The following is a 10,977-nucleotide window of genomic DNA, read 5'->3' as shown; positions in this document are numbered from 1 at the left end:
TGTGGTGATGGTTGGTTATCTGCTCGTTTGGCTAAGACACGGATGTTAAAAAATCCCAGGGCGTGTACAGAGGCAGATAACCTGTTTGGTTGCTATGGTACATCGGTTTCAACATACAAGGGCGTGTCGTCAGAAAGCGTTGCGGCGGTATTTTTGGTTAAAATCCGCATCTGCGGCGTTAAAAATGCTCGCAAGATGTCCAATCTTGCTGCGCTTTTTGCCTTGCATCTGCGGATTTTTCCTCAAAAAACCGCTTCGCAAGCCTTCTGGCGACACGCCCTACGGCTGTTTGATGCGCGGCAGCACTTTTACGCTTAAGGGCAGGTGGTCGGACAGGCGCTGCCATTGTTTGCTACGGTGGATTTGCGCTTCCACCACTTCGAGGTTGCGGGTGTAGATGCGGTCGAGACTTAAAATCGGCAGGCGCGATGGGAAGGTTTTGGGGCGCTTGCCGTTTTCGTCAACAAACACTTCCTGCAAATTCAGGGCGTTGCCGAGAGAGGCGGCGGATTTGTAGCGCCAGTCGTTGAAGTCGCCGGCGATAATCAGCGGGCTTTCGGGATCGACCTGGCGGGTAACGTAGTCGAAAATCGCCTGGTATTGCTTTAAACGGTCGGGTTCGCGCAGGTTGAGGTGGGCGCACAGGCAAACCAGCGGCACGTTCCAGTTTTCGGGCAGGATTTCGCAATGCAAAACGCCGCGCTGCTCGAGTTTGTTGACGCTGATGTTGAGGTTGTGGCGGGTGTCGATGGGCATATGGCTGAGAATCGCGTTGCCGTGGTGCCGCTCGGGAAAGATGGCGTTTTTGCCGTAACTGCTGTTAAACGAAAGGTGCTCGCTGATGATGTCGTAGTGCGGCAGGTGGGGGAAATCGGGCAGTTTGGCGCGGCGGCTTTGGTGTTCGCCTTGCACTTCCTGTAAAAACAGAATGTCGGAATTGAGGCTTTGCAGGGCTTCGGCCATACTGCCGACCTGAACCTTGCGGTTAAGCGCCGACATGCCTTTGTGCATATTGTAGGAAGTAATGGTTACGGGGGCGGGGGTCATAATGTGTGTTCCGTTTTTTGTTGTTTTGTCTGATTATTTGATTATATATCAGCAGGCCGTCTGAAAAACCCGATTTTACATAATGCAGGCGGGTTAAAGGCCGTCTGAAACGGTTTTCAGACGGCCTTTATATTCGGCAACGCGAGCCTGTGCAGATTGGCCGGCGTGCAGACTCATTCTGGATTGTTAACTTAAATCTATCTCTGCTTCATCATAAAGAGTGCAACCATCAGCAGCGGCACGGTCGCAGGCTTCCCGCAGCATTTCCACAAATGCGGCTTCGTCGGCAGGTTTGCTGTCGAAAAAGATAAAGTCGGAAAAACAAACACCCTGCTTGGAGTTATAGACTAGATGGCCTTTTTCTGTGTGTCCTATTTCGCCTTTTATTGGTAATGATGGCAGGCCGTCTGAAAATTCATTATCCAAGCTTCGACGGGCGATGAAGCGCGGGTAGCGGCAATGGATAATGAATTCATCTGCCTCGCTCTGTGTTTTACCGTGAATAAATACGGGATACTTATTAAAAATGGCGGCCTTTGTCATAGAGAACCTTTCAAAAAAGCTCCTTTTGGAGCTTCCTTTATCCTAAAAGTTTAATAATCACGGTATCTACAGCCGTTCCGTCATTGAAATGAACGGTTTATTTTCTTAGCGAAGCGAACACATCGAAATAGGTGGGGAAAGTTTTGTGCGTGCATTTTGGGTCGTTGATAACAACCGGCACGCCCAGCAGCGACACCAGTGAAAAACACATCGCCATGCGGTGGTCGTCGTAGGTGTCGATTTCGGCATCGGGCGTGAGCGCGGCGGGCGGGGTGATGCGGATGGCTTCCGGCTCTTCGGTTACAGTCGCACCCACTTTGCGCAGCTCGGCCGCCATGGCGGCGATGCGGTCGGTTTCTTTTACGCGCCACGAGCCGATGTTGCGCAGCGAGCAGGGCGCGCCTGCGGCAAGGGCGACCACGGCCAGCGTCATGGCGGCGTCGGGGATATGGTTGGCGTCTAAATCGAACGGCAGCACGGCTTGGCCGGCGGGGCGGGAAACTTCGATGAAGTTGTCGCCCCAAACCACGGCGGCGCCGATTTTTTCAAGCTCGTGCGCGAAGGCCACGTCGCCCTGGATGCTGTTTCTGCCGATGCCGGTAACGCGCACGGGGTGGCCGGAAAGCAATCCGGCGGCGAGAAAGTAAGACGCGCTCGAAGCGTCGCCTTCCACATAAACGTTTTCGGGCGCATGGTAGCGCGCGCCGGCGGGAATGTTGAACACGCGGTAACCGCGGTTTTCCACGTTCACGCCGAATTGCGCCATCAGTTTGAGGGTGATGTCGATATAGGGTTTGGAAATCAGCTCGCCCACCATTTCTATGGCAAACGCCTCGCCGGTGAGCGGCAGCGCCATCAAGAGCGCGGTGAGAAACTGGCTCGACACGTTGCCTTTAATCGGAATCGTGCGCACGCCGTTGTCGGCGCGCCGGTTGATTTGCAGCGGCGGGTAGTTTTCGTTGCCCAGATAGCGCACGTCGGCGCCGGCAATGCGCAGGGCATCGACCAAATCGCCGATGGGACGCTCGTGCATACGCGGCACGCCGTGCAGGTGGTAGTCGCCGCCGAGCACGGCCAGTACGGCGGTAAGCGGGCGGAAGGCGGTGCCGGCGTTGCCTAAAAACAAATCGGCGCTTTGGTTGGGAAAACGCCCGCCGCAGCCGTGCACTTTCAGACGGCCGTCTGAAAGAAATTCAAGCTTCACGCCGAGCGCTTGCAGAGCCTCGAGCATACGGTCGGTGTCGTCGGATTTGAGCAGCGAATGGATTTCACAGGTGTTGTCGGAGAGGGCGGCCAAGAGCAGCGTGCGGTTGCTGATGCTTTTCGAGCCGGGCAGGGCAACGGTGGAGGGTTTCAGGGCGGCGGCGGGCAGGCGGATGGATTCGGTCATCGGACGTTCTTTTTCGGGGAAAACGGGAAAGCCGTATTATGCCAAGAATCGCGGCCGTTGGAAAACCCGAGACCTTTGCAAAACCCTCATCTGCGGCTCATTTCTGCGTTGTTCGTTGCTCGCTCGCTTGCCTAACTCCATGTTATGTCTGCGCTGCTACGCCTTGAACTGCATCCTCATCTGAGGGTTTTGCAAAGGTCTCAAACCGCCCGAACGGTGTTTCAGACGGCCTCAAATATAGGCGCCGCTTTATGTTGCGGAGTGCTTGTTTTTTGTTTTCAAATCGTGCAACAATGATTCCGCATCTTGTAACTTATTGATGCAAATAACATTTTATTTATTTAGAATATTTATACGATTTATACAAGGAGTACGCGGCATGAGCAAAAACACTTGGCTTCACATCGGCTTGGGCAGTTTTCACCGCGCCCATCAGGCATGGTATCTCAACGAATTAATCAAGCAGGGCGACGACAGTTGGACGATTGCGGCAGGCAATATCCGCAACGACAGCGAACACACCATCGAAGCGCTCACCGCGCAAAACGGCGAATATGTGCTCGAAACCGTCAGCCCGCGCGGCGAGCGAGAATATGAGGTGATTAAGTCGATCCGCAAGCTGATTCCGTGGCAGGCCGATTTGGCGCCGCTGATTGAAGAGGGCGCGCAGGAAGCCGTTAAAGTGATTGCCTTCACCGTAACCGAAGCGGGCTATTATCTCGACAGCCATTTCAAACTGGTGCAAAGCGATCCTGCGCTGAAAGCCGATTTGGCAGGCGGCAACCAAACCATTTACGGCATCATTGCCAAAATCCTTAAAAAAAGAATGCAGCTTGAAAACGGCGCCGTTACCTTGCTCTGCTGCGACAACGTGCGCCACAACGGTGAGCGTTTTCACGACGGACTGGTTGAATTTCTCGGTTTAACCGGCCAAAACGACATCATCGAATGGATGAAAGCCAACGTAACCACTCCCAATACCATGGTCGACCGCATTGTGCCGCGTCCGGCCGAAGATTTGCCCGCGCGCATTCAGGCGCAAACCGGTATTGCCGACCAAGCGCCGGTGATGGGCGAAACCTTTATCCAATGGGTGATTGAAGATAATTTCAAAGATAACGTGCGCCCCGCGCTCGAAAAAGTGGGCGTGGAGCTGGTGGAATCGGTGATTCCCTACGAAGAGGCCAAAATCCGCGTGCTCAACGTACCGCACGCCGCCATCGCCTGGATGGGCACGCTGCTGGGCAAACTGTATATCCACGACAGCACCAATCTCGAAACCGTGCGCAAAATCGCCCATGATTACGTTACCGAAGACGTCATCGCCAGCCTCGGCAACGATTTGATCGACTTAGGCAAATACCGCGACGTGGTGCTGGACCGTTTCACCAACCCCCACATCAAAGACACCAACCAGCGGGTGGCCGCCGACGGTTTTTCCAAAATCCCCGCCCAAATCCAGCCCACGCTGATCGAACGTTTCAAGCAGGGCGCACGCCCCGCGGCCACCGCCAAACTGCCGGCGCTGTTTTTCGTGTTTATGGAGCGCTGGCACGAAGGCAAACTTCCCTTTGCTTATCAAGACGGTATCCTCGACGAAACCGCTGTGCACGCGATGTATGAGTCGGCCGATCCGGTGAAAACCTTTGCCGCCGACCGCGCCCTGTTCGGCGAACTGGCAGGCAAGCCCGAGTTTGAAGCCCTGCTGCGCGAACAGGTTGAAGAAGTGCGCAAACTGATCGCTTAACAGCGATGAGGCCGTCTGAAAAAACTTTTTCAGACGGCCTGTTTTATGCCTGAAGGCTGAAACTTTTTCAGACTAATAAGACTGTCTGAAATGCCTGATTCCGTCATACTCGGGCTTGACCCGAGTATCCCGATTTGCTGGATGTTATTGAAAAATAAAAAATGATCGACCCAAGCCCGAGCATGACGCAGGTGTTTTTAAGGCATTTAAGCAACTCGAAAAGGTTTAAGGCCTGTCTGAAAAAACAAGCAAAGGAGCAAATATGTATCTCGGTATCGACTACGGCACGTCCGAAATCAAAGCCCTGCTCACCGACGAAGCGGGCAATATCGTGCAAACCCACGGCGTATCCTTAAGCATTCAACGCCCGCAGCCGCATTGGTCGGAGCAGGGCGCCGACGAATGGTGGCAGGCCACGCACGATTTGATGGCGGCCATGCGCGAAAAAAGCGGTGAGGCCTGGCGGCAGATAAAAGCCGTCGGCTTATCGGGGCAGATGCACGGCGCGGTGCTGCTTGATGAAAACAACCAACCGTTGCGCCCCGTGATTTTGTGGAACGACACCCGCAGCGAGGCCGAATGCGCCGAGCTGGAAACCGCCGTGCCCGAACTGCACGCGATTACCGCCAATCTGGCCATGCCCGGGTTTACCGCGCCCAAACTTTTGTGGGTGGCGAAACACGAGCCGGAAATCTTCGCCCGAACTGCAACCGTGCTGCTGCCGAAAGACTATATCCGCCTGCGCATGACGGGCAGGAAAATATCCGAAATGTCCGACGCGGCAGGCACGCTGTGGCTCGATACCGCCAAACGCGATTGGTCGGACGAAGTATTGGCCGCCTGCCGACTCGGCCGCAGCCATATGCCCGAGCTTATCGAAGGCAGCCATAGCAGCGGCATGCTGCTGCCCGAAGTGGCGGCGCAATGGGGCTTGGCTGCAAGCGTTATCGTGGCGGGCGGCGGCGGCGACAATGCCGCCAGCGCCGTCGGCGTGGGCGCGGTGAACGCAGGCGATGCGTTTATTTCTTTGGGCACGTCCGGCGTGGTGTTTGTGGTAAACGACAGCTACCGCCCCGCACCCGAAAACGCCGTGCACTGCTTTTGCCATGCCTTACCCGAACGTTGGCACCAAATGAGCGTAATGCTCAGCGCCGCCGCCTGCCTGGGCTGGTATTGCCGGCTTATCGGCGTACCGGAAGCGCAACTGATGGAAGAAATCGCCGCCTTGAGCGCAGAAGAAAAAGCCGCCGCGCCGGTTTTTCTGCCTTATCTTTCGGGCGAGCGCACGCCGCATAACGATGCCGGTGCCAGCGGCAGTTTCCACGGCATACGCCATAGCGCAAACCGCGCGGTTATGGGTTATGCCGTGATTGAAGGGGTGGCTTTCGGCATCGCAGACGGCGTGCGCGTGCTGCGAGAAAGCGGCACACAGATCCAACAAGCCTCGCTGCTCGGCGGCGGTGCGCGCAGCCCGCTGTGGGCGCAGCTTTTGGCAGATATTCTGCAACTGAACATCATCACCCACAAAGGCGGCGCCACCGGCGGCGCACTCGGCGCGGCGCGACTGGCAGCGTTGGCATGCGGCAAAAGCGAGGCAAAAGTGTGCAGCAAGCCTGAAACCGACCGTGTCTATACGCCCGATGCGGCGCAGGCGGATTATCTCGCCGCACGTTACCAGCGGTTTAGAGCTTTATACCTGAACGATTTGGCTTTCAGACGGCATATGGCGGATTAACTTAACTTTCGCTACGGCATTGCTGCGCCTTAGCCCAAAGAGAACGATTTTGTAAGCCGCTAAAGCGGCAACAGAATCGGTTCCGTACTACTTGTACTGTCTGCGGCTTGCTGCCTTGTATCGAAGTAATTAAATCCGCTATAGCACTTGAGTATGCCTGTCTGAAAATTTGAAACACATTACAACAATAACGTCGAGAAAGCCTGTCTGAAACATTCAGACAGGCATTAACTACCCATTCAGAGAAAAGAGGTTTTTATGAACAATTTGGAAAACGAAACCAAGCAGTGGCTGGGCCTGCCCCTGAACCTGCTGTGGGGCTATGTGGCCATCGCGCTGTTTATGACGGGCGACGGCTTCGAGCTGGCGTTTTTGTCGAAATACATCACCGATTTGGGCTTCACCGAGGCGCAATCGTCTTCGGCTTTCGCCGTTTACGGTTTTGCCGCCGCGCTGGCCGCGTGGATTTCCGGCGTGCTCGCCGAGATTATCACCCCGCGCAAAGCCATGCTGTTGGGCTTCGCGATGTGGTGCATATTCCATGTGCTGTTTTTAGTGTTTAGCTTGGGCGGTAAAAACTACTTTTTTATCATGCTGTTTTACGGCATACGCGGTTTTGCCTACCCGCTGTTTCTGTATTCGTTTATCGTGATGATCGTGCAAAACGTAAAAAGCACGCAAATCAGCCCCTCGATGGGCTGGTTTTGGACCACCTATTCGGTGGGCATCGGCGTGTTCGGCAGCTTCATTCCCAGCCTCACCATTCCCGCCATGGGCGAAATGGGCACGCTGTGGCTGGCGCTGGCGTTCTGCTTTGCCGGCGGCTTGGTGGCGCTGGTGATGCTGCGTAACGTCAACTCTTATTCGCCCATGCACGGCTTGTCGCGCCAGCAGAAGTTTTCCGAACTCAGCCGCGCCATCACCCTCCTGATTACCAACCGCAATATCCTGTTTTCAAGCTGGGTGCGGATTATCAACACGCTCTCGCTGTTCGGCTTTGCCGTGATCATGCCGATGATGTTCACCAAAGAGCTGGGCTTCACCACCTCGCAATGGCTGCAAATCTGGACGGTGTTTTTCGCGACCACGCTGGTTTCCAACGTGTTTTGGGGCATCGTGGGCGAAAAATTGGGGTGGATTAAAGTGGTGCGCTGGTTCGGCTGCATCGGCATGGCACTCTCGACGTTGAGCTTTTACTATATCCCGCAGTATTACAACACCATCGCCGAAGCCGGCGTAAACGGTGCAAGCACCGCCGAATTTATGGTGGCATGGATTCCCGCTATCCTGCTGGGCTGGTTTGTAGCCGCATTCGTGCCGATGACCGCTATCTTCACCACCCTGGAACCCAAGCACCAAGGCGCGGCGATTTCGGTGTATAACCTGTCGGCCGGATTATCGAACTTTCTCGCCCCCGCAATCGCCACCGTTTTGCTGCCGTATTTCAGCTTTATCGGCGTGGTTTACGCCTATACTGCGCTGTATCTGTTTGCATTCGCGGTAACTTATTTCATCAAAGTGAAGCAGCCCGGGTTCGATACGGAAATAGGGCAGGGCGTAGAACAGAAAATCTGATGCGGAAGCATTTCCCGCAAGTTTTCTTTTCAGACGGCCTGAGACTTTTGCAAATCGCTTAGGCCGTCTGAAACACCTAATCATCGTCATATTCGGATCAAGCCCGGATATGGCGCAGAGGTTTGAAACTTGCAAAGGTTTCGGACAAAGAAAAAAGCACCGATTTTACTCGGTGCTTTTTTCGGAAAAGGTTTGGCGGAGTGGACGGGGCTCGAACCCGCGACCCCCGGCGTGACAGGCCGGTATTCTAACCAACTGAACTACCACTCCGCGCAAGAAACTTGGTGGGTGATGACGGAGTCGAACCGCCGACATTCTGCTTGTAAGGCAGACGCTCTACCAACTGAGCTAATCACCCGTGTCGCCTTGCGAAGACGTGATTAAACCAAAATTCAGCATACCGTGCAAGCGTTTTGCTGCCGATTTTTTTCATTTTCCGGCAAATTGTTAAAATTAAAAGAAATTACTTTTAATATTTCACCCGTTTGCCGCCGAGGTGGCAAAAGAGCAGGGCAGGGCGGCGTAAACCGCCCGTTTGCGCAGGTTAGGGCATCAGCATGCCGCCGTTAACGTGCAGGGTTTGGCCGGTAATGTATTTGGCTTGGTCGCTGGCTAAAAACAGTACGGCATCGGCGATATCTTGCGCGTCGCCGAATTTGCCCAACGAGGTTTGCGCTTCAAACATTTTGCGGGTTTCTTCGGGCAGGGCACGGGTCATGTCGGTGTCGATAAAGCCGGGGGCGACGCAGTTGACGGTAATGCCGCGGCTGCCGACTTCGCGTGCCATAGATTTGGAAAAGCCGATTAAACCCGCTTTGGCGGCGGCATAGTTGGCTTGCCCCGCGTTACCCATGGCGCCGACCACCGATGTGATGTTGATCACCCGGCCACTGCGCTGTTTCATCATGCCGCGCAGCACGGCTTTGCTGGCGCGGAACACGGATTTGAGGTTGACCTGCATGATGTCGTCCCACTCTTCTTCTTTCATGCGCATCAACAGGTTGTCGCGGGTGATGCCGGCGTTGTTGACGAGAATGTCGAGTTTGCCGAATTCTTTTTCGATGCCGGCAATCAGATTTTCGATACTTTCGGGTTCGGCGGCATTAAGTGCGCGGCCTTGCCCACCCCATTGTGCGAGGCGTTCACTGATGGCTTGGGCGCCGCTTTCGCTGGTGGCGGTGCCGATAACAGTAGCGCCGGCTGCGGCCAGCGTGTCGGCAATCGCAGCGCCGATACCGCGGGATGCGCCGGTAACGAGGGCGGTTTTGCCGCTTAAATCTTGTGAACTCATATGGTTTCCTTTGTGGTCGGTTTGAGGTTTCAGACGGCCTTATATCATAAATAGTGCAGTTTATCTATTTGAGGCCGCCTGCCGGTAAACTTATTTCCGTTTCCGTAACTGTCTGCGGGTTTCTGGCTTGATGTCGAAAATAAGTTTGTCGGCCATATAGACGCAAAAACCGCCTGAAATCTTTCAGACGGCCGATTTGCCGGTTTCGTTATTCGGGCGCGGGCACTTGGAATACTTGGCGTAAATAGGCAAGGAAGGTGTCGTTGTCGGTCATGGTTTTGCCGGGGCTGTCGGAAAGTTTGGCCACCGACTGGCCGTTGCATTCGACCAGTTTCAATACGATGTTGAGCGTGGTATGCCCCAAATCGTTGGTAAGGTTGGTGCCGATGCCGAAACTGGTTTTGAAGCGGTTCTTAAAGTATTGGTGCAGCGCCCATGATTTTTCGATATCGAGGCCGTCTGAAAAAGTGAGCATTTTGGTGCGGCTGTCGATTTTGAGTTTTTTATAATGAGCGTAGGCTTTGTCGCCCCAAGCGTAAGGGTCGCCGCTGTCGTGGCGCAGACCATCAAAGAGTTTGGCGAAATAGAGGTCGAAGTCGCGCAAAAAGGCATCCATACCCACCACATCGGTGAGCGCGATACCGAGATCGCCGCGGTATTCGCGCACCCAGCTTTCGAGGGCGGCTTTCTGAAAATCGCGCAAACGAACATCAAGCGCTTGAAAGGCTTGCAGAAATTCGTGCGCCATGGTGCCGATAGGGGTGATGCCGAGCTTTTTTGCCAAATAGACGTTGCTGGTGCCGCGCATGACTTCGGGTACGGCGGCGTAAAGGGTTTTGATAACGTGTTCCTGCCAGGCAAGGGTATAGCGGCGGCGGGTGCCGAAGTCGGAAATCAGAAACGGCGGATCAGCAGGATTCTGCGAAGCGGCCAGCTCTTGAAGCAGGGCGGCTTTGGCTTGCAGGCGGCGTTCGCCTTCGGCCAAAACCTCGGGGGTTTCGAGACGACGGAAATAGAGTTCGTTAACGATGGCGAGAATATAAATCTCGAAAAACATCGCCTGTATCATCGGCCCTTCGACACGGATATTCAGACGGCCTTCGCTGTCGGTGCCGACCTTCACGAAGCGGCGTTTGAGTTGGAACAGTTCGAGATAATCGACGAAGTCGCTTTTGATAAAACGCAGGCTGCGCAGATAATCCAGCTCGCTTTGGGTGAACTGCAACTGACACAGCGAATCGAGTTCCTGTTCTAACTCGGTTTGGATTTCGGCCAGCGGATAAACGGTTTGATCGTTGTTGCGGCAACGGAATTCATACACGCCGTGGGCTTGCGGAAATTGATGCAAGATCACCTGCAACATGGTGAATTTGTATAAATCAGTGTCGAGCAGCGATTGAATGATGGCTGTGTGTTGGGCCATGAGAACGGTTCCCGTTTGGTTGGCAGGTTGCCATTAAATCATGTTTTTAGGGTTTTGTGGGGATTCAATGCTTTCCGCACAAATATCAAAATAATTTCTCATAATCGGGCTTTTATGAAAAATTAGGCCGTCTGAAATCACGTTTCAGACGGCCTAACGTTTTGCACGCTTTCGCGTGAGGCTGCTTCGCAGCGTGGAAGATTATTTGTGCGGCCGCCGCCGCACC

9 protein-coding genes, 2 tRNA genes and 1 pseudogene are annotated in these 10,977 nt (G+C 54.5%); 5 read left to right on the top strand and 7 right to left on the bottom strand.

Going from position 1 to position 10,977, the window contains the following annotated elements:
- A partial coding sequence (locus NQ012_RS12445; RefSeq protein WP_257067901.1) for a hypothetical protein occupies nt 1–318 on the top strand: 318 nt, incomplete at its 5' end.
- On the opposite strand, the gene NQ012_RS12440 is transcribed toward NQ012_RS12445, so the two are convergent.
- The 3 genes from NQ012_RS12440 to aroA all read right to left on the bottom strand — a co-directional run bounded on the left by NQ012_RS12440 (nt 280) and on the right by aroA (nt 2,980).
- Nucleotides 280–1,047: an endonuclease/exonuclease/phosphatase family protein gene (locus NQ012_RS12440; protein ID WP_257067900.1), complete on the bottom strand. Its 768-nt coding sequence runs from the start codon at nt 1,045–1,047 to the stop codon at nt 280–282. The genes NQ012_RS12445 and NQ012_RS12440 overlap by 39 nt on opposite strands.
- A gap of 186 nt (nt 1,048–1,233) precedes the next feature.
- Nucleotides 1,234–1,590 carry a hypothetical protein gene (locus NQ012_RS12435; protein WP_257067899.1) on the bottom strand — a complete coding sequence of 119 codons (357 nt, stop codon included), beginning with the start codon at nt 1,588–1,590 and terminating at the stop codon, nt 1,234–1,236.
- Between the two features lie 97 nt (nt 1,591–1,687).
- On the bottom strand, nt 1,688–2,980 hold the full coding sequence (gene aroA, locus NQ012_RS12430; RefSeq protein ID WP_257067898.1) for a 3-phosphoshikimate 1-carboxyvinyltransferase: 1,293 nt from the start codon (nt 2,978–2,980) through the stop codon (nt 1,688–1,690).
- Between the two features lie 75 nt (nt 2,981–3,055).
- On the opposite strand from aroA, the pseudogene NQ012_RS12425 reads away from it, so the two are divergent.
- The 4 genes and pseudogenes from NQ012_RS12425 (at nt 3,056) to NQ012_RS12410 (ending at nt 8,037) form a co-directional block, all read left to right on the top strand.
- A pseudogene (locus NQ012_RS12425) lies at nt 3,056–3,277 on the top strand (hypothetical protein).
- Nucleotides 3,278–3,359: 82 nt separating this feature from the next.
- On the top strand, nt 3,360–4,727 hold the full coding sequence (dalD, locus tag NQ012_RS12420; protein ID WP_257067897.1) for a D-arabinitol 4-dehydrogenase: 1,368 nt from the start codon (nt 3,360–3,362) through the stop codon (nt 4,725–4,727).
- A gap of 262 nt (nt 4,728–4,989) precedes the next feature.
- A complete protein-coding gene (gene xylB / locus NQ012_RS12415) occupies nt 4,990–6,462 on the top strand; it encodes a xylulokinase (protein WP_257067896.1) in 1,473 nt (490 codons plus the stop codon).
- Between the two features lie 258 nt (nt 6,463–6,720).
- A complete protein-coding gene (locus tag NQ012_RS12410) occupies nt 6,721–8,037 on the top strand; it encodes an MFS transporter (protein ID WP_257067895.1) in 1,317 nt (438 codons plus the stop codon).
- Between the two features lie 193 nt (nt 8,038–8,230).
- Here the strand turns inward: NQ012_RS12410 and NQ012_RS12405 are convergent.
- From NQ012_RS12405 to pncB, 4 genes are all read right to left on the bottom strand, one after another.
- Nucleotides 8,231–8,307: transfer RNA gene (locus tag NQ012_RS12405), tRNA-Asp, on the bottom strand.
- Between the two features lie 12 nt (nt 8,308–8,319).
- Nucleotides 8,320–8,395, bottom strand: a tRNA-Val gene (locus NQ012_RS12400).
- A 186-nt stretch (nt 8,396–8,581) separates the two neighbouring features.
- Nucleotides 8,582–9,328, bottom strand: coding sequence for a 3-oxoacyl-ACP reductase FabG (gene fabG, locus NQ012_RS12395; protein WP_257067894.1), 747 nt, complete (start codon nt 9,326–9,328; stop codon nt 8,582–8,584).
- A 208-nt stretch (nt 9,329–9,536) separates the two neighbouring features.
- Entirely contained in the window at nt 9,537–10,751 is a 1,215-nt protein-coding gene (gene pncB, locus NQ012_RS12390; RefSeq protein ID WP_257067893.1) for a nicotinate phosphoribosyltransferase, read from the bottom strand.
- Nucleotides 10,752–10,977 lie beyond the last annotated feature (226 nt).

Origin of the sequence: Neisseria dentiae (assembly GCF_024580525.1) — a bacterium.
GTDB classification, from domain to species: domain Bacteria; phylum Pseudomonadota; class Gammaproteobacteria; order Burkholderiales; family Neisseriaceae; genus Neisseria; species Neisseria dentiae_A.
Note: the sequence above shows the minus strand (reverse complement) of the source record. Positions and strands in the feature narration are given on the sequence as shown.